Raw genomic sequence first — 20,148 nt, 5'->3', positions numbered from 1 at the left:
AGATCCGGGAATTCACAATTTCCCTCAGGCCCATCGCGCCTACCAACGCCGCAACAAGCCAATCCTCGCCAGCCTCGAACAGCTCCCCCGAGAATTTTGAGAAAGGCAAGCTGTCCATTCGCGAACACTGAACGGCATCGGCCGTGCCCCCTGCAGTTAGCGGTACCGAGTGATCCAAGGCCGACGCCAATCGGCACCGCGTCACTCCCATCGTGACGGGCGATCAGACCCTCACCCCGGCTGGTTAAACTCAACCCGCGGCGCCGCGACACCGTCATCCCGCACCGCACCTGCCCTATCCTCTTCCCATGCCCACCGCCCGCTTCCTCGACTCCCTGCAGTCCGTTCCCGCCACCGCGTGGGATGCCCTGCACGATGGCCGCAATCCATTCGTCAGCCACGCCTTCCTGTCCGGCCTGGAAACCTACGGCTGCCTGCGCGAGGACTGGGGCTGGCAGCCGCAGCACTTCACCCTCTGGGACGGTGATGCCCTGGTCGGCGCCGTTCCCGGCTACCTGAAGACCAATTCCCACGGTGAATTCGTGTTCGACCACGCCTGGGCCAATGCCTATGCGCGGCACGGACGCGACTACTACCCGAAGTGGCTCGGCGCGGTGCCGTACTCGCCGGTGACTGGCCCGCGCCTGCTGGCCCGTGACGACGCGCAGCGCACCGCCCTGCTGACGGCACTGCGCGACCGGTTGCCCGCGCTGGATGTGTCATCAGCCCACATCAACTTCCACACGGCAGCTGACGAAACGGTCTTCGATGACGACTGGCTGCTGCGCGAGGACATCCAGTTCCAGTGGCATAACCGGGGTGACTGGGTGACGTTCGAAGAGTTCCTGGGCGCGATGGACCACAAACACCGCAAGAACATCCGCCAGGAGCGCGCCAAGGTCGGCCGTCAGGGCATCAGCTTCCGGGTGGTGCATGGCGACGAGGCCACCCGCGCCGATCTGCAGGCGATGTACCGCTTCTACCTGCAGACGTTCCTGGAATACGGCAACGCGCCAGCGCTGACCGAAGCGTTCCTGCGCCATCTGGCGGTTTCACTGGGACGCGGGCTGGTGCTGTTTCTGGCCGAACAGGACGGCGAACCGATTGCCGGCGCGTTGTGCCTGCGCGGTGGCGACACGCTGTACGGCCGCTACTGGGGCGGTGCCACCCTGCCCGGCCTGCACTTCGAGGCCTGCTACTACCAGGGCATCGAGTACTGCCTGCGAGAGGGCGTGGCCCGCTTCGAGCCGGGTGCGCAGGGCGAGCACAAGCTGGCACGCGGCTTCCTGCCCACCATCGTGCGCAGCCGGCACTGGGTGGCCGATGCGGAGTTTGCCGAGGCACTGCAGGACTGGTGCCGGCAGGAGCGGCGGGATGTGCGGCGCTACCAGCAGGAACTGCAGGGGCATGGCCCTTTCCGCGCGGAACCGTAGCGTCGGAGAAGCGTGCCAGCCAAGGTTGGCATCTACCACGGCAATGGCGGGGATGCTGCGCTCAGGTGCACTGCCAGAAGTGCCCGCTCACCCGGCACTTCGCGCACCAGAAGCTGTACAGCATGCCGCCACTTCCCCACAGCACCATGCCTTCATTGGTGGTCGGCAACGTTGAGTCCAGCTGCATCACGAAAGGCATCTGCTCGCCACAATCGATGCACGCCGGGTAGTGCGCGCTCTGCACCCAGCTCGGTGCGCCACCCACCCGCGACAGGTTCTGCCGGTGATTGGACTGGCCCCAGTCCTGCTGCTGCCAGCGATGGCTGTCCATCGCGGCAAGACCCACTTCGGCCTGCAGCAGGTCGCCGCTGTCGGTGGGATTGATCGGCACCTGGCAGTGCTGGCTGGGGTGGCAGCTCGGCATGCCCTCTGCATCGTGCCGATAGAAACGCACGGGCGGGTCTTCCCAGCCACAGCAGTCCAGGCACAGCCCGAGCGTGACCTCACCCTCCGCGTCCGGCTGCAGCGCCGCAGCATCGGACTGCAGCAGACGCTGCAGCGGCGCATGACAGCTGCCGCACAAGGCATCGAGCAGCCCGCCCACGCGCCCGGCGTGAAGCACCTGGCCGCCATTCCAGGTGGGATGCAGCCGCCAGATCCGCTTGCGCCAGGCAGGCTCTTCGTCCACCTGTGCGCGATGCTGTTCGCGTCCGAAGCGCAGGTGCAGCGGTTGCTGGCCATGCAGGCGGCGCAGACGCGGGCCATCGGCCAGGCCCGCCCAGTGCGCCCAGACCTCGGCATCCAGGTCGCTCCAGTCGGCCAGGTAGCCACGGGCGGCGGCATGGGTCTCCGGCTGGGTGGCCAGCAGCACTGCCTTGGCCCGCTCCAGTTCGCGATCGTCGTCCGCCTCGGTCAACCGATGCGCCCAGTCAGTCGCAACCGACGGCGGCAATGCCTGCCAGACCTGCGAGGCCAGCTGGATGTGATCCTCGATGGCGACCTCCAGCAGCGCCTCCCAATCGTCCTGCAGCGTGTGCGGCGCTTGGTAGCTGGCAAACTCCAGCACGCTGGTCAGCAGCTCGCCACGCTCGCCGTCACGATAGCGCCGCCAAGCGTCAATACAGACCGGAGCGACAGCCTCGTCCGGCAGCAGATCCAAGGCCGTGTCGAGGAAGGTGGAGCCGGGTGAGCGGCGATCCAGCGCCTGCAGCAGAAGCGCGCCAAGCGGGGGGCGGTCTTCGCTGGCCAGGGTCAACAGCATGGCCAGGCTGTCATTGCGTGTGCGCGGCGCATCGTGCGCATCGAGGATGGCGGTGATCGGATCGCTCATGCGGGGCTCCTTGCCGGTAGTGCGTGATGGTGCCAGACATCGCGCATCGCCACGACGAATACAATGCCGGCATGACCCGTCAGTTGCCCTGGCGCCTGGCCGATGCGCCGGATGCCCCCTTTCCGCCGGCCGAGACAGCGCTGCGCCAACCCGATGGCCTGCTTGCGGTGGGCGGCGACCTGCATCCGCTGCGCCTGCTCAATGCCTATGCCGGCGGCATCTTTCCGTGGTTCAGTGAAGGCGAGCCGATCCTGTGGTGGTCGCCGGACCCGCGCATGGTGTTCCGTACCGACGGCGTGCACCTGAGCAGCAGGTTCCGCCGGCAGCTGCGCGGCAACTGCTGGGAAGTGACCGCCGATACCGCCTTCAGCCAGGTGATGCGTGCATGCGCCAGCGCGCCCCGCCCCGGCCAGGACGGCACCTGGATCAGCCCGGCGATGGTGGATGCCTACAGCCAGCTGCACGACCTGGGTTTCGCACATTCCTTCGAGGTGTGGGATCGGCAGACGCTGGTCGGCGGCATCTATGGCGTGGCTATCGGCACGATGTTCTTCGGTGAAAGCATGTTCAGTGGCGAAAGTGGCGGCTCCAAGGTGGCGCTGGCCGCACTGGCACGCACGCTTCACGGCTGGGGTTGGCCACTGATCGACGCGCAGGTGGAGAATCCGCATCTGCTGCGCATGGGCGCCGAGCATCTGCCGCGCGCGCCGTTTCTGCAGCAGGTCCGCAGCGCGGTACAGGCGCCGGGCCGGGAAGGCGTCTGGACCCGGCTCGTCGGGCGCGTGCCGGCAGCGGATTTTGCCGGGGAATAACACAATCTTTGCAAGCTGGGCGTTTGACGCGTAAAATGCTGCGCCTTAGGCCCAGCGTGGCCGTTTTCTGAACCGCACAGGACTACATGTCGAAAGACGATTCCATCGAGTTCGAGGGCACCGTCAGCGAGACGCTGCCGAACACCACTTTCCGCGTTCGTCTGGAAAATGGGCACGAAATCATTGCCCACATCTCCGGCCGCATGCGCAAGAACTACATCCGCATCCTCACCGGTGACCGGGTCAAGGTTGAAATGACCCCGTACGACCTGACCAAGGGTCGTATCACCTACCGAATGAAGTAAGCGGCTGGCGCGTTGCGCCACCTCGACAAGGCCAGCCCTGGACGCTGGCCTTTTGTCATGCCTGGAATCCGGCCCTGCCGGACGGCACCCTGACCGAATGCACCGTGACATCGGTCAGCCATGCTTGCGGCAGATTCGCATTCGCAGCGGCGGCGTCATCGTGGCATCCGATCCAGTCCGGATCGCCATCCCCTGCCCCTGCCATGAACGTGACCTCCCTGCCCGCTGGCTTCGCCGCCCTGGTACTCAGCACTGCCGCCCTGATCGCACCCGCCGCCCAGGCCGCCGACACGCCGTCGGCAAGCGCCGGTGACAGCTGCATTGCTTTGAGCGAAGACCAGCAGATCGTCCGCGCCGGCGCTGATCGCGATGTGCTGCTGCGCAATGGTGACCAGCACTACCGCGTGGTGTTCAAAGCCTCCTGCAGCAGCGCCGTGACCTCGCGGCGGCTGGCATTTGAAACCCAGGGCGAAAGCAACCAGCTGTGCGCCGGCTCACGCAGCGTGCTGAAGACCGATCGCGCCAGCTGCACGGTCGAGCGGATCGAACCCCTCGAAGCTGCCGCCTTCCAGCGCATGGCCCGCCAGCGCAGCCGCTGAGGAGCTGACACGACAAGGGCGGCCTGCGCCGCCCTGTCGTTGCTTCCGTTGCCGGGCGCTGCCCGGCACATCCTTACTCCACCGTGGCCGGCAACAGCCGTTCCGGCTCGGCCTGCGCCTCGACCACCAGTTCGTCGTTGCGCACGTCGATGCTGACCTTGCCGCCGTTGACCAGCTTGCCGAACAGCAGTTCGTCGGCCAGCGGGCGCTTCACCTTGTCCTGCAGCACCCGCGCCATCGGGCGGGCGCCCATCAGCGGGTCGAAACCGTGGTGGGCCAGCCAGTCGCGCGCAGTCGGCGTGGCCGACAGGCTGACGTGCTTCTCCTGCAGCAGCATCTCCAGTTCGATCAGGAACTTGTCCACCACGCGCAGGATGTGTTCGAAGCCCAGCGGCTGGAACTGCACCACCGCATCGAGGCGGTTGCGGAATTCCGGGGTGAACGCACGACGGATGGTCTCCATCGCATCGGTGGCGTGGTCCTGCTTGGTGAAACCGATCGAGCGCCGCGAGGCCTGCGCCGCGCCGGCATTGGTGGTCATCACCAGCACCACGTTCTTGAAGTTGGCTTCGCGGCCGTTGGTGTCGGTCAGCACGCCACGGTCCATCACCTGCAACAGGATGTTGAAGATGTCCGGGTGCGCCTTCTCGATTTCATCCAGCAGCAGCACGCAGTGCGGCGTCTTGACGATCTTCTCGGTCAGCAGGCCACCCTGGTCGAAGCCGACATAGCCCGGGGGCGCACCGATCAGGCGGCTGATCGAATGCGGCTCCATGTATTCGGACATGTCGAAACGGACCAGTTCGATGCCCAGCTGCAGCGCCAGCTGCTTGGTCACCTCGGTCTTGCCGACACCGGTGGGGCCGGCGAACAGGAAGTTGCCGATCGGCTTTTCCGGATTGCCCAGGCCCGAGCGTGCCAGCTTGATGGCCGACGCCAGGGTGCCGATGGCCGGATCCTGGCCGAAGATCACCATCTTCAGGTTGCGCTCCAGGTGCTGCAGCACATCCTTGTCGGTGGCGCTGACCTGCTTGGCCGGGATGCGCGCCATCTTGGCGACGATGGCCTCGACCTCCTCGACGTCGATCAACTCCTTGCGCTGGCCTTCCGGCATCAGGCGCTGGCGGGCACCGGCCTCATCGATCACGTCGATGGCCTTGTCCGGCAGCAGGCGATCGGCGATGTGCTTGACCGACAGGTCGACGGCGGCCTGCAGCGCTTCATCGGCGTAGGTGACGCCGTGGTGGGCTTCGTACTTGGACTTCAGGCCCTGCAGGATCTCGTAGGTTTCGCCCACGGTCGGCTCGACGATGTCGATCTTCTGGAAGCGACGGGCCAGCGCCCGGTCCTTCTCGAAGATGCCGCGGTATTCCTGGAAGGTGGTCGAGCCGATGCAGCGCAGCTCGCCCGACGCCAGTGCCGGCTTGATCAGGTTGGAGGCGTCCATGGTGCCGCCCGACGCCGAACCGGCGCCGATGATGGTATGGATCTCGTCGATGAACAGCACCGCATTGGGCACCTTCTTCAACGCGGTCAGCACGCCCTTCAGGCGCTTTTCGAAGTCGCCACGGTATTTGGTACCGGCCACCAGCGCGCCGAGATCGAGCGAATAGATGACCGCATCGGCCAGCACGTCCGGCACCGAACCCTCAACGATGCGTCGGGCCAGGCCCTCGGCAATCGCGGTCTTGCCGACGCCGGCCTCGCCCACGTACAGCGGGTTGTTCTTGCGGCGGCGGCACAGGACCTGGATGGTGCGCTCGATCTCGTCGGCACGGCCGACCAGCGGGTCGATGCGACCGGCACGGGCCTGCTCGTTGAGGTTGCTGGCGAACTCGGTCAGGGCATCGCCCTTGGGCTCGCCTTCGCCCCCCTCCATGCGGCCCTCGCCCTCGGAGGAGGACGGCTGCTCGCCTTCCTCGCCCAGCTTGGCGATGCCGTGGGACAGGTAATTGACCACATCCAGCCGGGTGACATCCTGCTGGTTGAGGTAATAGACCGCGTGGGAGTCCTTCTCGCCGAAGATGGCAACCAGCACGTTGGCGCCGGTGACCTCCTTCTTGCCGGAGGACTGCACGTGGTACACGGCCCGCTGCAGCACGCGCTGGAAGCCCAGCGTGGGCTGGGTATCGCGGCCGTCATCTTCGGCCAGGCGGGACACGGAGGCCTCGATGGCCTGCTCCAGCTCCTGGCGCAGGCGGTCGGCGTCGGCGCCACAAGCCTTCAGTACGGCCTGGGCGGACGGGTTGTCGAGCAGTGCCAACAGCAGGTGTTCGACCGTCATGAACTCATGTCGGGCCTCACGGGCGCGCTTGTAGCACTGGCCGATGGTGTGTTCGAGGTCTTTGCTGAACATGGATTACTCCGGCGGCAGTTGGAGACAATATGCGGCCTGACTACACGATTTCCATCACCCTAGCGGATTGCGACGTTCAGATGGCGTTAGCACTACCAAACGCTTGATCATCGTTCACTCCAGGACAGCCCACCCACATGAGCGAACCCTACCTGAGCCGCTGGCGATTGCGACGTGATGGTCCTTCGATCCGTACCCCCCATGCCCGGCTCTGGCCGGTGCTGACCGCCTCTGGCGAGGCGGCCATGTTGAAGGTGAGCACGGAGACAGAGGAACAGAACGGCCATCGCCTGCTGCGCTGGTGGAACGGCGACGGTGCCGCACGCCTGCTGGCCCACGAGGGGCCGGCGATCCTGATCGAACGGGCGCACGGCGATTCGCTGCGGCAACGCTCGATCAAGGGCGAGGACGACGCCTGCACCATGATCCTGTGCCAGGTCCTGCAGCAGCTGCACCGGCCACGGAGCGCGCCACCAGAAGATCTGGTCTGCCTGCGTAGATGGTTCGCCGATCTGCTGCAACCAAGGGCACCGCTGCCGCCATTGCTGGAACAGTGCAGATCGCTGGCGATGGCACTGCTGGAGGACGAGCAGGAGATGCGGCCCCTGCATGGCGACCTGCACCACGACAACGTGCTGGATTTCGGCGCACGGGGCTGGCTGGCGATCGACCCGAAGCGGTTGCTGGGCGACCGCGCGTTCGACTACACCACGATGTTCAGCAACCCGGACCTGTGCGGGCCGGGCATCCATGTGGCAACACGGCCCGAGCGCTTCCATGCCCGGGTGGAACAGGTCTGCCGGCTGGCCGATCTCGAGCGCACGCGGCTGCTGCGCTGGATCGCGGCCAGTGCCGGCCTGTCAGCGGTGTGGTTCAGGGATGATGGTGACCCGGCCGACATCGATGAGGCGGTGGCCGTGATGGCCCTGCAGGCGCTGGCGGAGGCGTGACGCGAACCTGGCAGGTGCCCACCCTGGTGGGCACGCCGTGCCAGGATCAGGCCTTCTCCATCGTGCACAGCAGCGGGTGCTGGTTCATCCGCGCGTACTCGTTGACCTGGGCCACCTTGGTTTCGGCCACTTCGCGGGTGAACACACCGCAGACGCCACGGCCACGGGTGTGGACGTGCAGCATCACCTGGGTGGCCTTGTCCAGATCCATGTTGAAGAACTGCTGCAGGACGTCCACGACGAAATCCATCGGGGAGTAGTCGTCATTGAGCAGCATGACCTGATAGAAGGGCGGCGGCGCCACTTCCGGGCGCGCGGGCTCCACGGCAACGCCGTGCTCGTGGTGGGAATCGGGGGCGGACTCGCGAGGCATCTGCCGATTATAAGGGGTGCGACGGCCTTGCGTAGGCCCCGCGTGGAATGGACGGCACGGGCGCCCGCCGTCACAATTGCACCTTCCCACACACTTGGTTTCACAGGATCTTCATGAAAAGGACCCTTCTCTCCGCTCTGCTGATCGCCCTGGCTGCCGCGRGCACCGCTGGCGCTGCGACCACCACTGACAGCACGAAGGCCGACAAGGCCGTTGCCCGTCACCTGGAAAAGCTGGGTTACACCTACGAGGTCGATGAAGACGGCGATTACCAGATGGTGTTCGATGTCGAAGGCGATCGCACCCAGATCGTCTATGTGCGCTCGTCGGTGGAAGACTTCGGTACCCACAACATCCGCGAGATCTGGTCGCCGGGCTACACCTCGCAGACCAAGCAGTTCCCGGTGGCCGTGGCCAACCGCCTGCTGGAAGATTCGCAGGACGCCAAGATGGGCGGCTGGGTGAAGCAGGAGTCGACCGCGATGTTCGTGGTGAAGATCGATGCCGACGCCACCTCCGACCAGCTCAGCGACGCCATCGATGCGGCCATCCGCACCGCCGACGCGATGGAGCTGGAGCTGACCAAGAAGGACGATCTCTGAGTTGAACACCTCGCCGGACCCGCGCTGGGCACCGCATGCAACCGTCGCCACCGTGGTGGTCGACGGCGGCAGGGTGCTACTGGTGGAAGAAACCATCGAGGGCCGGCAGGTGCTGAACCAGCCGGCCGGGCATCTGGAGCCGGGTGAAAGCCTGGCCGAGGCCGCCCTGCGCGAGACCGTCGAGGAAACCGGCTGGACGGTGGAACTGACCGCCTTCATCGGCTGCTACCAGTGGACCGCCGGTGACGGCACCCCGTTCCTGCGCTTCTGTTATGCCGCGCGCCCGGTCTCGCACGACCCGGCGCGGCCGCTGGATGCCGGCATCGATCGGGCGYTGTGGATGACCCCGGCCGAACTGCAGGCCGCCGCCGGACGCCAGCGCAGCCCGCTGGTCTGGCAGGTGCTGGCCGACTACCTGGCCGGCCAGCGCTATCCGCTTGCACTGGTCCGGGAGGTCGCATGAGCAGCCCACGGGTGATGGTTGGCGTGTCTGGCGGCGTGGATTCTTCCGTGGCTGCTTGGCGCCTGGTGCAGCAGGGCGAGGCCGTGGCCGGTCTGTTCATGCAGAACTGGGCCGACGACGGCAGCGGTGACTGCCGCGCCGAGGACGACCGCCGCGACGCGGTAGCGGTCTGCGGACTGCTGGGCATTCCGTTCCAYTTCCGCGATTTCTCCWMCGAATACTGGSAGGGCGTGTTCGMGCACTTCCTGGCCGAATACGCCGCCGGCCGCACSCCCAAYCCGGACGTGCTGTGCAACCGCGAAGTGAAGTTCAAGCACTTCCTCGAYGCGGCCCGCGAACTGGGCGCCGAGCGGATCGCCACCGGCCATTACGCACGCATTGCCCAGCGCGGCCATCAGTGGCTGCTGCTGCGTGGCGCCGACCGTTCCAAGGACCAGAGTTACTTCCTGCACCAGCTGGGRCAGGAGCAGCTGGCGGCCACCCTGTTCCCGATTGGTGACCTGGAAAAGAGCGACCTGCGCCGGATTGCCCGCGACGTCAGCCTGCCGACCCACGCCAAGAAGGATTCCACCGGCATCTGCTTCATCGGCGAGCGCGATTTCCGTGAGTTCCTTGGGCGCTACCTGCCGGCCAAGGCCGGGCAGATCCTCGATCCCAGCGATGGCAGCGTGATCGCCGAACATCCTGGCGTCTTCTATTTCACCCTGGGCCAGCGCGAAGGCCTGAACATCGGCGGCGTGCGCGGCCGCCCTGCCGCGCCCTGGTATGTGGTCGGCAAGGACGTGGCCAGCAACGTGCTGTACGTGGACCAGGACCGTGACAGCCCATGGATGCTGTCCAACAGGCTGCGCTCGGAGACCGCGCACTGGATTGCCGGCGCACCACCGGCACGGCATTTTGAATGCGCCGCGCAGACCCGCTACCGCCAGCCCGATGAGCCGTGCAGCGTGGACGTGCTGGACGACGGCAGCGTGCAGGTCACCTTCGCCCGGCCGCAGCGTGCAGTCACCCCCGGGCAATCCCTGGTGCTGTATGACGGTGAGGTCTGCCTGGGTGGCGCGGTGATCGCCGCCACCGACGCGCCGCTGGAACAGCGCCTGCGCACCACCCCTTCTCCTTTTGAGGTAATCGCTGCATGAGTTTCACTGTCGACGACCGCGTTCTGGCTTTGGCCGGCATTGCCCAGGCCCTGCAGCAGGTACGCCGTATCGCCGATACCGGCCACTCCGACGCCGCTGCCGTGCGCACTGCCGTGGACAGCGTGTTCCGCATCGATGCGTCCTCGCCGCAGGCGGTTTTTGGCGATCGGCACGCCCTGAAATCCGGCCTGCGCCTGCTGCACAATTATTTCCGCAGCCAGGGCCAGGACCCGATCCTGCCCAAGCTGGCCCTGTCGGTACTGCAGCTGGAGCGCCGCTTCGTGCAGGACGGCGCCACCGTGAACAAGGTCGCCTCGGGTATCGAGCGCGCCCAGCGCCAGGCCACCGAGCTGGGTGACAGCGGCCACCCGGATGTTCTGGCCGCSCTGGGCGGCCTGTATGCAGACACCATCAGCCACCTCAAGCCGCGGGTCATGGTGCAGGGCAACCCGCATTACCTGGGCCAGGCCGGCGTGGTGGCCGAGATCCGCGCGCTGCTGCTGGCCGCCGTGCGCGCCGCCGTACTGTGGCGGCAGCTGGGTGGCAGTTACTGGGACTTCCTGCTCAGCCGCAAGGCGATGGTCGAGGCCGATGCCCGGCGGACGGCGCCAGAAATCCGGCGCATTCAGTGAGCACATCGACGTTAAAGAGAAAGGGGGTACGGCCGATACATCCTCCGTGCACCTCCCGAGAACGTCCATGTACTCACGCATTTTCATCCGTCTGGCCGCCCCCCTGGCTCTGACCCTGCTGCTCCCCTTCGCCATCGGTTTCGAATGGCCGGTTGCCCTGCGTTGGGCGATCCTGACCACGATGACGCTGAGCTGGCTCGGCTTTGCGTGGTGGACCGCCCGCGCCCAGGCGCACCGTTCCCCGGAACATGCCCGTGTCCTGCGTGAGCAGGACCAGCTGCTGACCGAACTGCGCAACTTCGTCGGCAACGAGATCGACGGTTCGCGTGGCGAAGTGGAACGCGCCCGCGACCTGATCCGCCAGGCCGTCTCCAGCCTCGGCGGCAGCTTCGATGCCATGAACCGCAAGTCGCGCCAGCAGAGCCAGGCCCTGTCACGCATCGTCGACCGCGCCGGTGACGAAGGCGGCGCCGGCCTCGACGTTGCCCGTTTCGCCCAGCACGCCAGCCACCGCATGGAACAGCTGGTGGAAGCGCTGGAGCAGGTCAGCGGCCAGAGCAGCACCACCGTGCAGCACATCGACCAGATGGCGCAGCACCTGGATGGCATCTTCGCGCTGCTGGAAGACGTCAAGTCGATTGCCGACCAGACCAACCTGCTGGCCCTGAACGCTGCCATCGAAGCTGCGCGTGCCGGTGAAGCCGGTCGCGGTTTCGCCGTGGTTGCCGACGAGGTCCGCAACCTGTCCGAGCGTTCGACCACCTTCAACGAGCAGATCCGCAAGCTGGCGCACAGCTCCAAGGATGCCATCGCCAAGGTCCGCGAGACGGTTTCGCACATGGCCTCGCGCGATATGGACCGCTCCCGTGAAGCGCGCCAGGAAGCGGCGGCGATGCTGGACAACGTGGCGCAGATCAACGCTTCGCTGGGTGACGGCATGCGCGAAGTGTCCGACTGCGCGCGCTCGATCGACGGCAGCGTGGCCGAAGCCGTGCGTGCCCTGCAGTTCGAGGACATCGCCACCCAGGCCCTGGGCGGCGTGCATACCCACCTGGACCGCCTGACCGCGATCAATCGCGAAGCGGTGGCCCTGCAGGAACTGCTGCATCGCAATGGCGGCGTGTTCGACGAAGAAATCGCCTCTGCCCTGCAGCGCACCGGCAACCGCCTGCGCGAACTGCGCAGCGAATGGGAGCGCCCGCCGCACAAGCCGGTTGCCCAGCAGAGCATGGGCGCCGGTACGGTCGAGCTGTTCTGATCCTGATGTCCGCTGCCCCGTCCGGCAGCGTGCGAGGCCCCGGTTCTGCCGGGGCCTTTGCGTGTGACCCGCCTTTGGATGCATCCTGCAAGCGCACCATGACCCTGATCCGCGCCCTGCCCCCGATCAACGAGAACGAGCGCCCGCGCAATGCGGGCGTACGTGAGCAGCTGCGCCAGCTGGAAGAGGTGGCCCGCGAAGAAATCCAGGAGCTGCAGAAACTGGCCGACGCGCGCCCTGCCCCACCGGCAGCCGGCGATGACGTGCTGGGCCTGGCGTGGGACCTGGGGCTGGATGGCAGTGCCTTGAAGTAGATCCACGCCATGCGTGGATGCAACTGCCCACGTGGCATGATGCGCCGGTCCCGTTCATGGAAGACCGATGGCCATCGCCCTGATCGCATTGCTGCTGATCGAACTCCTGCTGCTGGCCCTCTGGGCGCCGTTCTTCTTCCGCACCGGCATCGTGCTGTTCAACCARCGMATCGCYGCTACGCCGGCAGAGCTGGCSCAGCTTTCRCTGGCCGGTCTGGAGCATGACCTGCCGCCCGATACCTGGCTTTGCCTGGTGTTCCGCGCGCTGCCGGACGGCAGCATCGCCTTTCGCGAGAGCTTCGTGCCGAGCGTTGGCCGTCGCTACTTTCCGCTGATGCGCGGGCGGGTGATGATCGATGCACGGCGCAGGGAGGTGCGGGTGATCGGGCTGTGCAGCTGGTTCGCGCTGGGCCTGACACTGATGCTGGTGCCGGTCATCCTCGTCCGACCCGCTGCGTGGCCGATGCTGGTGGCCCTGGTGCTGTTCTACATAGGCTATTTCATCCAGCGCCGACGCTATGTAGAGGTGGTCGAAGCGGTACGCGCACGACTTCGCTCCGAATTTCCGCAGCGCTTGGTTGCCGCGTCGCAGTAGATCCACGCCATGCGTGGATGGCCGCGAGTGCAGGCATCAGTGCCGACCAACGGTCGGCACCCACCCAGGCTTGCCCAGAAGTAGATCCACGCCATGCGTGGATAAGTATGTCAGCGCGCCAGCATCACTTCGCTGGCGGCATCGGTGCGGCCTGGGGCGAGGTGCTGCTGGCGCAGCCACTGCGCCAGGTCGCGCGGTGTGAGCGGGCGCGAGTACAGGTAGCCCTGGATCTCGTCGCAGCCCTGGCGGCGCAGCATGTCCTCTTCCTGGTGCGTTTCCACGCCCTCGGCCACCACCTTCATGCCCAGTGCGTGGCCAAGATGGACGATGGCCTGGGTCACCTCGGCGGTGCCCGAGTCATGCAGCATGCCCTGCACGAAGCTGCGGTCGATCTTCAGGCGGCCGACCGGGAAACGGTTGAGGTAATTGAGGTTGGAGAAGCCGGTACCGAAGTCGTCCACTGCCAGCGGCACGCCGTGCCGTTCCAGCACATCGAAGCAGTGGCGCAGGATGTCGGTGTCACGGATCAACGCCGATTCGGTCAGCTCCAGCTCCAGCCGCTGCGGCGGCCAGCCGTGCGCGTGGCAGATCTCGATCACGCGCTCGGCAAAGCCACGATCGCGCAACTGCACTGCCGACACGTTGACGGCAATGCGCTCGAAATGCAGGCCAGCACGATCCCACGCGGCTGCCTGGCGACAGGCTTCGGACAATACCCAGTCGCCGATGCGGACGATTTCGCCGCACTTTTCGGCGATCGGAATGAATTCTGCCGGGCTGCAGTAGCCGATGCCCGGGCGATGCCAGCGCAGCAACGCCTCGATWGCSGGGGGCTCGCCGTGATGGGCGTGCAGCAGTGGCTGATAGGCCAGGCTGAACTCGTCGCGCTCGATGGCGCCGTGCAGGCCGTGCTCGATCTCCAGCCGGCGCTGGATCCGCGCCAGCGCGTCCTGGCTGTAATACTGATAGGTATTGCGACCAGCTTCCTTGGCCGCGTACATCGCCGCGTCGGCAGCGCGCAGCAGCGAATCGAAGTCGGTCTGGCTCTCGCCGAGCATGGCGATGCCCACGCTGGCGCCCACTTTCAAGGTGGTGTCGCCACGACGCAGCGGCTCGGCCAGCGAATTGATCAGCTTGCGCGCCACGTGCCCGGCATCTTCCGGTTCGGCCAGGTCGCGCAGCACCACGATGAACTCGTCGCCGCTGAAGCGGCCGAACAGGTCGTTGTTGCGCAGGTTCTGGTGCAGCCGGGTCGCGGCGGCCTTCAGCAGCGCATCGCCAGTGGCGTGGCCGAAGCTGTCATTGATGTTCTTGAAGCCGTCCAGGTCGATGAACAGCATCGCCAGCGAGGTGCCGCGATCGCGCGCTTCCTCGATGGCTTCGGAGGTCTGCTCGCCCAGCAGCACCCGGTTGGGCAGTCCGGTCAGCAGGTCGTAGTGGGCAAGCAGTTCAATCCGCTCGTTCGCTTCGCGCTCGCGTGTGATGTCACGGAACAGGACCACAAAGCGCGGCGGCAGGCCATCACGACGGTCCAGTTCGATCAGCACCTGCACCCATACGCGCAACCCCGACTGGCGGTAGAAGCACAGATCCAGCTGCTCCGGCAGGCCGCCACCGGCAATGCGCCCCAGCGCGGCTTCAAACGCCGCGCGCGAATCCTCGGCATACAACGCGAGCGCCTGGTCGAGGGTGATCGGTTCCTTGCGCAGGCCGTGGATGCGATAGCACTCCTCGGTCCATTGCATGTTGCGCGTCGCCACTTCGATCTCGCAACCACCGATGCGCCCCAGCGCGGACACGCGGTTGAGCAGCTCGGTACGCCAGCGGATGAGGGCATCGGTCTGATGCTGTTCGGTGATGTTCTGCACCTGCCCCAGCAGGCGCTTGGGCTGCCCGTCCATGTCCAGCAACGGTTGCATCCACAACCGCAGATGCTGCGAGGGTTCGTTGCCGCGGGTCAGTTCCAGTTCGAGGTTGGCGGCCCGGCCATCGCGCCACAGGCGGCGCCAGGCCGCACGCAGTGCACCACGTGAGCGCGGGTGCAGCTGCTTGAGCCAGCGTCGCTGCCCAGGGATGCTGTCCTGCCGCAGCGCCAGCAGCGAGCGCAGTTCCGGCGACCACCAGAATTGCCGGCTGTGCGGATCGAACGACCAGCTGCCCATGCTGGCGATGCGCTGGGCTTCGCGCAGATGCAGTTGTTGCTCCTGCAGCAGGGCTTCCAGCTGCTTCTGCTGCTCGATGTCGGTATGGGTGCCGACCATGCGCAGCGGCTGGCCGTCGGCGGTACGGGCCACCACCCGGCCGCGGTCCAGCACCCATCGCCACTGGCCATCGGCCTGGCGGAAGCGGAACTGGGCACTGTACTGCTCACTGTCACCGTGCAGGTGTTCATCCAGCGCGGCGCGCACCTGGGTGATGTCGTCGGCGTGCACGCGCGCCAGTATCTGCGTGGCCGTTTCCTCACCCAGTGCGGGCGTGCGCGCCACCCGGTCGCTGGGGATGTCCCAGTCCCACAGGCTGTGGCCGGCGCTGTCCAGTGCAAGTTCCCAGCGACCGCCACCATCAACCGGCACCGGCTCGGGCACGCTGAGGGTGAAGGCGAGCAGGTTGCCGCTGCCGTCATGCACGGCGCGCAGGTGGCCATCGTAGTGGCCGCGCGGGCCGCCCGGCAGCGTGCACGCGACGATGCCACCGTCGGCGGCCAGCAGGCGCAGGTCTTCCAGCATCGGCGCGTAGGCGGCCACCGTGGCCGGCAGGCCATGCTCGCGCGCAGCCGGATTGGCCGCGAGCGGGCGCCCGCTGCGGTCGACGATGACCAGCGCCGAGGCGAGCGGATGCTGCAGCAGGCTGGCGATGATCCCTTGGTCCACGCGATCTTGCTCCGGATGAAACGCCCGACAGCGGGGCACGCAGTGGTTAACGGCGCCTGCGGCGGATAATTGAGTGGCCAGGGCACAGCTGCGCGGTAAGATGGCCCGCACCCCTTCTCCCTGCCCGCCTCCCTGCCCTGTCCATGCCCGTAGAACCGACCGGCACCGCCCCTGTTCCCGACCCGCGGATGGCGCAGGCGCTGGGGCGCGACCGTCGGCGCATCGTGCTGAGCTACCTGGCGATGGCGCTGGCCTGGATGATCGCCACCGACGGCGCGGTGACCGCGCTGGTGCCCGACCCGCAGCAGGCGGCGCTCTGGCAGAGCATGAAGGGCGCGTTCTTCGCTTTGGCCAGCGCCGGCCTGCTGTACCTGCTGCTGCGGCCGCTGGCCGAGCACGTGCTGCACACCCATGCCCGCCTGCAGGCCTCCGAACTGCGCCTGCGGCAGATGTTCGAGGGCAACCCGGGCCCGATCCTGGTGTATGACCTGGACAGCCTGGCCATCCTCGATGCCAATCCGGCCGCCTGCAGCACCTTCGGCTGGGACCGCGAGGCGCTTCTGGCGCAGACCATCGACGTGCTCTGGCCACCCGGCCAGGACCAGGCGTTGCAGACCAAGCTGGAGGAGATCCGCGGCGCGCCCGAGCAGCTGTGCATCCTGCGCGCGCAGTTGCAGCTGCGTGATGGCAGCCTGCGGCAGATGGAACTGCGTTCGAACGCGATCGACTACGACGGCCACACTGYGCGCCTGCTGATCGCCATCGACCGCACCGCTGAAGACCTGGCCCAACTGCGGCGCGACCAGGCATTGGCCCGCGTGGAAGAAGCCCACGAGTTGGCCCGGATCGGCGCGTGGGAGCTGGACCCGTCCACCGGCCAGGGCCGTTACTCCAACCAGGTCTATCGCCTGCTGGGCCGTCGCCCGCCCGAGGCGCGACGCTGGCACCGTTTCGACGAGCTGCTGGTGGCAGCCGACCCGGCCACGGCCGCACAGACCGACCAGGTGCTGGCCGAGCTGTGCTCGGGTGAGCAGGTGCAGGTGGACGTGCTGCTGCCGGTACTGGCAATGGATGGCCGTGCGCTGATGGTGCACCTGCGCGCCGCCAGCGGCGTGGATGAAGCCGGACGTGACCGGATACTGGGCACGTTGCAGGACGTGACCGAGCGTGAGCAGTCGCGGCGCCTGCTGCGCGAACGCGAAGAGCAGTTCCGCGAGCTGGTGCGGGTGCTGCCCGATGGCGTGGTGATCCTGTCCGACGAACATGTGCTGTATGCCAATGCGTGGGCGGCCGGCCTGTTCGGCTACGGCAGCCACACGCTGCTGGGCGAGCCGCTGTCGGCCCTGGTGGCAGGCGGCGACCTGGCCCGGATGCGCGCGCAGATGCGCGCCGGGCAGCCGCAGCACAGCCCGGGCCACAGCAGCGTGGTGGCCATGCAGCGCGCCGATGGCCGCAGCTTCCAGGCTGGCATTGCGGTGGGCGACGTGCGCTACGGCGGCCGCGACTGCAAGCTGCTGATCGTGCGCGACCTGAGTGAATCCGAACAGACCCGAAGCGCGCTGGAGACCAGCAACCGCGAGCTGCAGGCGATGGCCGGCCGCCTGTTCTCGCTGCAGGAAGACGAGCGCCGGGCGATCTCGCGCGACCTGCACGATGACATCGGCCAGGCGATCACCGCGATCAAGCTGTCGGCCTATGCGGCGCAGGACGAGGACGATGCGCAGCGGCGCGGCGAGGACCTGGCGCAGATCGTCAGCCTGGCCGATACCACCGTTGCCAAGCTGCGCGACATCTCCACCCTGCTGCGGCCGCCGCAGCTGGATGCGCTGGGCCTGGAAGCGGCATTGAGCTGGCAGGCACGCGTGCTGTTCCGCTCGTCCACCGTCGAGCTGCAGGCCGAGATCGAATCGCTGCCCACGCGCCCGGACAACAGCATCGAGCAGGCCTGTTTCCGCATCGCCCAGGAAAGCCTGACCAATGCGCTGCGCCACGCGCGCGCCAGCCAGGTGGTGCTGCAGCTGCGCGATGTCGACCAGCGCGGGCTGCACCTGATGATCCGTGACGATGGCGAAGGGTTCGACCCCGATGGCCCGCGCGGACTGGGCCTGATCGTGATGCGCGAGCGTGCGCAGAGCGTGGGCGGCCACGTGCGGATCGAGTCGGCGCATGGCGCCGGTACCCTCGTCGATGTCCACCTTCCTTACCAGGCCGCTGTTACGGCGGCCGTCGAGTCAGCGGAATACTGAGCCCATGTGGAACCCCAACCTGCCCCCGGTCAGCATCGATGATGCACCTGATCGCCTCGGCGCCGGCAACCCCGAGCTGCAGGCGATGGTCGCCGAAGCCGCCTCCGGAGGTACCCCGCTGATGCTGATGCATGTGGACATCGACCACTTCGCCTCGGTCAACGAGAACATGAGCGCGGAGGTTGGCGACCAGGCCCTGGTGCTGGTGGCCCAGCGCCTGCAGTCCTACCTGCGCGGACGCGGCATGCTGTGGCGGCATGGCAGCGATGAGTTCCTGATTGCCGTGCCGCGCACCGCCGATCTGCCCCTGGCCGAGGATTTCGCCGAAGAGATCCGCCAGCAGATGGAACTGCCGCTGTCGGTACTGCCCTATACGCTGTTCATGACCGGCAAGCTGGGCGTGAGCCTGTGCCCGGAGCACGCCAGCAATGCCTCACGCCTGCTCGACCATGCCGAGGATGCGCTGTACCAGGCCGCCCGCGAAGGCGGCAATGCGGTGCGCATCCATGCGGTGGACACGCCGCCGAGCGCGCACAGCGAGAGCATCATCGCGCGGCAGATCGTCGATGCCATTCCCAACGGCGAACTGAAGCTGCGTTACCAGCCCCTGGTCAGTGCCCGCGATGGCCATGTGGTGGGCATGGAGGCGCTGCTGCGCTGGCAGTCGCCGACCCTGGGCATGCTGGTACCGGAGCGTTTCATGCGCACCGCCGAGCGCCTGGGCATCATCGTGCAGATTGGTACGTGGGTGCTGGAGGGTGCATTGAAGCAGGCCCGGCTGTGGCGCGACCAGGGCTTTGATGACTTCACCATCGCGGTGAATGTGTCCACCCTGCAGCTGCTGCGCCCGAATTTCTTTGCCGAAGTGATGGGCGTGATCCAGGCGTCCGGCGTGCCGGCGCAGATGCTGACACTGGAAATCAACGAAAGCGCGCTGACCAACAACGTCAACTTCGTCCACGAAACGCTGGCCAACCTGCGCAACGAAGGCATCAGCCTGAGCTTGGACAACTTCGGCACCGGCGATTCGAGCCTGAGCGCGCTGGTGCGCTACCCGGTGGACAAGCTGAAGATCGACCGCAGTTTCATCAAGAGCGCCCCGGCCGGCAACCGTGAAGCGGCGATCGCACGCGCGATCATTGCGATGGGCCATCAGCTGGGTATGACGGTGATCGCCAACGGCGTGGAATCGCAGGCACAGCTGGGTTTCCTGCGCCGCAACGACTGCGACGTGTTCCAGGGCTACCTGTTCGGCGAACCGATGTCCGCCGATGCCGCCGGCATGACCCTGCGCCGCCGCTACCTGCGTCCCGAAGCGTTCGCCGAAACCCGGYCGGACCGCACCCTGCTGCTGCTGGATGACGAGGAGAACGTACTGCGCTCGCTGGTGCGCCTGTTCCGCCGCGATGGGTACCGCATCCTGGCGGCAGGCAACGTGCGCGATGCGTTCGATCTGCTGGCCATCAACGACGTGCAGGTGATCCTGTCCGACCAGCGCATGAGCGACATGAGCGGCACCGAGTTCCTGGGCCGGGTGAAGATGCTGTACCCGGACACGATCCGGCTGGTGCTGTCCGGCTACACCGACCTCAACACGGTGACCGATGCGATCAACCGCGGTGCGATCTACCGGTTCCTGACCAAGCCGTGGAACGACGACGAGCTGCGCAAGCACATCCACCAGGCCTTCCGCACGTACGAGGAACAGCGGCGCAGCAACGGTGGCCTGGCGGCTGTCGAGCCGGCCGACGGCGGTGAGGATCGTTCGCCGCTGCGCTGAACCCCGCACACGGGTAGTGCCGGCCGCTGGCCGGCAGATGCGGGGTTTCCAGGTTCATCGGGTTGCCGGCCAGCGGCCGGCACTACCGTGC

18 protein-coding genes are annotated in these 20,148 nt (G+C 66.9%); 14 read left to right on the top strand and 4 right to left on the bottom strand.

The genetic code is table 11. The features are described 5' to 3' along the window. The first annotated feature begins 308 nt into the window (after positions 1 to 308). Positions 309 to 1,433, top strand: coding sequence for a GNAT family N-acetyltransferase (locus AC1DJN_RS09230; protein ID WP_442252054.1), 1,125 nt, complete (start codon positions 309 to 311; stop codon positions 1,431 to 1,433). A gap of 61 nt (positions 1,434 to 1,494) precedes the next feature. Here the strand turns inward: AC1DJN_RS09230 and AC1DJN_RS09225 are convergent, their stop codons facing one another. Further along, on the bottom strand, positions 1,495 to 2,763 hold the full coding sequence (locus tag AC1DJN_RS09225) for a hypothetical protein (RefSeq protein WP_442252053.1): 1,269 nt from the start codon (positions 2,761 to 2,763) through the stop codon (positions 1,495 to 1,497). 71 nt (positions 2,764 to 2,834) lie between these two features. On the opposite strand from AC1DJN_RS09225, the gene aat reads away from it, so the two are divergent. The 3 genes from aat to AC1DJN_RS09210 all read left to right on the top strand — a co-directional run bounded on the left by aat (position 2,835) and on the right by AC1DJN_RS09210 (position 4,479). After that, positions 2,835 to 3,575 (top strand): leucyl/phenylalanyl-tRNA--protein transferase, encoded by a 741-nt coding sequence (aat, locus tag AC1DJN_RS09220; protein ID WP_442252061.1) that lies wholly within the window; start codon positions 2,835 to 2,837, stop codon positions 3,573 to 3,575. An 86-nt stretch (positions 3,576 to 3,661) separates the two neighbouring features. Next, positions 3,662 to 3,880, top strand: coding sequence for a translation initiation factor IF-1 (gene infA / locus AC1DJN_RS09215; RefSeq protein WP_005409596.1), 219 nt, complete (start codon positions 3,662 to 3,664; stop codon positions 3,878 to 3,880). Between the two features lie 203 nt (positions 3,881 to 4,083). After that, on the top strand, positions 4,084 to 4,479 hold the full coding sequence (locus AC1DJN_RS09210) for a hypothetical protein (protein ID WP_099783944.1): 396 nt from the start codon (positions 4,084 to 4,086) through the stop codon (positions 4,477 to 4,479). A gap of 73 nt (positions 4,480 to 4,552) precedes the next feature. Here AC1DJN_RS09210 and clpA read toward each other — a convergent pair whose 3' ends face one another. Next, positions 4,553 to 6,835 carry an ATP-dependent Clp protease ATP-binding subunit ClpA gene (clpA, locus tag AC1DJN_RS09205; protein ID WP_032974818.1) on the bottom strand — a complete coding sequence of 761 codons (2,283 nt, stop codon included), beginning with the start codon at positions 6,833 to 6,835 and terminating at the stop codon, positions 4,553 to 4,555. Between the two features lie 137 nt (positions 6,836 to 6,972). On the opposite strand from clpA, the gene AC1DJN_RS09200 reads away from it, so the two are divergent. Next, on the top strand, positions 6,973 to 7,785 hold the full coding sequence (locus AC1DJN_RS09200; RefSeq protein ID WP_280883743.1) for an APH(6) family putative aminoglycoside O-phosphotransferase: 813 nt from the start codon (positions 6,973 to 6,975) through the stop codon (positions 7,783 to 7,785). Between the two features lie 46 nt (positions 7,786 to 7,831). On the opposite strand, the gene clpS is transcribed toward AC1DJN_RS09200, so the two are convergent. Further along, the gene (gene clpS / locus AC1DJN_RS09195) at positions 7,832 to 8,158 is read right to left on the bottom strand and encodes an ATP-dependent Clp protease adapter ClpS (protein WP_025879127.1); all 327 of its coding nucleotides are present in this window, start codon (positions 8,156 to 8,158) and stop codon (positions 7,832 to 7,834) included. 113 nt (positions 8,159 to 8,271) lie between these two features. On the opposite strand from clpS, the gene AC1DJN_RS09190 reads away from it, so the two are divergent. From AC1DJN_RS09190 to AC1DJN_RS09160, 7 genes are all read left to right on the top strand, one after another. Then, positions 8,272 to 8,760 carry a hypothetical protein gene (locus tag AC1DJN_RS09190; protein WP_478039117.1) on the top strand — a complete coding sequence of 163 codons (489 nt, stop codon included), beginning with the start codon at positions 8,272 to 8,274 and terminating at the stop codon, positions 8,758 to 8,760. A 1-nt stretch (position 8,761) separates the two neighbouring features. Further along, positions 8,762 to 9,223, top strand: coding sequence for an NUDIX hydrolase (locus tag AC1DJN_RS09185; protein WP_025879125.1), 462 nt, complete (start codon positions 8,762 to 8,764; stop codon positions 9,221 to 9,223). Further along, positions 9,220 to 10,362: a tRNA 2-thiouridine(34) synthase MnmA gene (gene mnmA / locus AC1DJN_RS09180; protein ID WP_478039116.1), complete on the top strand. Its 1,143-nt coding sequence runs from the start codon at positions 9,220 to 9,222 to the stop codon at positions 10,360 to 10,362. The genes AC1DJN_RS09185 and mnmA overlap by 4 nt, the downstream gene beginning before the upstream one ends. Continuing rightward, positions 10,359 to 10,994, top strand: coding sequence for a high frequency lysogenization protein HflD (hflD, locus tag AC1DJN_RS09175; RefSeq protein WP_478039115.1), 636 nt, complete (start codon positions 10,359 to 10,361; stop codon positions 10,992 to 10,994). The genes mnmA and hflD overlap by 4 nt, the downstream gene beginning before the upstream one ends. 67 nt (positions 10,995 to 11,061) lie before the next feature. Beyond that, entirely contained in the window at positions 11,062 to 12,252 is a 1,191-nt protein-coding gene (locus AC1DJN_RS09170) for a methyl-accepting chemotaxis protein (protein WP_025879122.1), read from the top strand. 98 nt (positions 12,253 to 12,350) lie between these two features. Further along, on the top strand, positions 12,351 to 12,566 hold the full coding sequence (locus tag AC1DJN_RS09165; protein WP_025879121.1) for a hypothetical protein: 216 nt from the start codon (positions 12,351 to 12,353) through the stop codon (positions 12,564 to 12,566). A gap of 67 nt (positions 12,567 to 12,633) precedes the next feature. Then, positions 12,634 to 13,161, top strand: coding sequence for a hypothetical protein (locus tag AC1DJN_RS09160; protein ID WP_442252409.1), 528 nt, complete (start codon positions 12,634 to 12,636; stop codon positions 13,159 to 13,161). Positions 13,162 to 13,271: 110 nt separating this feature from the next. On the opposite strand, the gene AC1DJN_RS09155 is transcribed toward AC1DJN_RS09160, so the two are convergent. Beyond that, positions 13,272 to 16,031 carry a bifunctional diguanylate cyclase/phosphodiesterase gene (locus tag AC1DJN_RS09155; RefSeq protein WP_025879118.1) on the bottom strand — a complete coding sequence of 920 codons (2,760 nt, stop codon included), beginning with the start codon at positions 16,029 to 16,031 and terminating at the stop codon, positions 13,272 to 13,274. Between the two features lie 143 nt (positions 16,032 to 16,174). Between AC1DJN_RS09155 and AC1DJN_RS09150 the strand changes: the two genes are divergently transcribed. Both AC1DJN_RS09150 and AC1DJN_RS09145 read left to right on the top strand, forming a co-directional pair. Further along, entirely contained in the window at positions 16,175 to 18,277 is a 2,103-nt protein-coding gene (locus AC1DJN_RS09150) for a sensor histidine kinase (protein ID WP_478039114.1), read from the top strand. A gap of 4 nt (positions 18,278 to 18,281) precedes the next feature. After that, positions 18,282 to 20,057 (top strand): EAL domain-containing protein, encoded by a 1,776-nt coding sequence (locus AC1DJN_RS09145; RefSeq protein ID WP_478039113.1) that lies wholly within the window; start codon positions 18,282 to 18,284, stop codon positions 20,055 to 20,057. The last annotated feature ends 91 nt before the right edge of the window (positions 20,058 to 20,148 follow it).

Source organism: Stenotrophomonas sp. 05L414_2 (assembly GCF_056397905.1).
This window is presented reverse-complemented; position numbering and strand designations above follow the sequence as displayed.

Bases quoted from the DNA above. Each gene is read 5' to 3' on its own strand.
- AC1DJN_RS09165 (WP_025879121.1), top strand. From the start codon at position 12,351: ATGACCCTGATCCGCGCCCTGCCCCCGATCAACGAGAACGAGCGCCCG.
- AC1DJN_RS09200 (WP_280883743.1), top strand. From the start codon at position 6,973: ATGAGCGAACCCTACCTGAGCCGCTGGCGATTGCGACGTGATGGTCCT.
- clpA (WP_032974818.1), bottom strand. From the start codon at position 6,835: ATGTTCAGCAAAGACCTCGAACACACCATCGGCCAGTGCTACAAGCGC.
- infA (WP_005409596.1), top strand. From the start codon at position 3,662: ATGTCGAAAGACGATTCCATCGAGTTCGAGGGCACCGTCAGCGAGACG.
- clpS (WP_025879127.1), bottom strand. From the start codon at position 8,158: ATGCCTCGCGAGTCCGCCCCCGATTCCCACCACGAGCACGGCGTTGCC.
- AC1DJN_RS09225 (WP_442252053.1), bottom strand. From the start codon at position 2,763: ATGAGCGATCCGATCACCGCCATCCTCGATGCGCACGATGCGCCGCGC.
- AC1DJN_RS09170 (WP_025879122.1), top strand. From the start codon at position 11,062: ATGTACTCACGCATTTTCATCCGTCTGGCCGCCCCCCTGGCTCTGACC.
- AC1DJN_RS09210 (WP_099783944.1), top strand. From the start codon at position 4,084: ATGAACGTGACCTCCCTGCCCGCTGGCTTCGCCGCCCTGGTACTCAGC.
- AC1DJN_RS09230 (WP_442252054.1), top strand. From the start codon at position 309: ATGCCCACCGCCCGCTTCCTCGACTCCCTGCAGTCCGTTCCCGCCACC.
- aat (WP_442252061.1), top strand. From the start codon at position 2,835: ATGACCCGTCAGTTGCCCTGGCGCCTGGCCGATGCGCCGGATGCCCCC.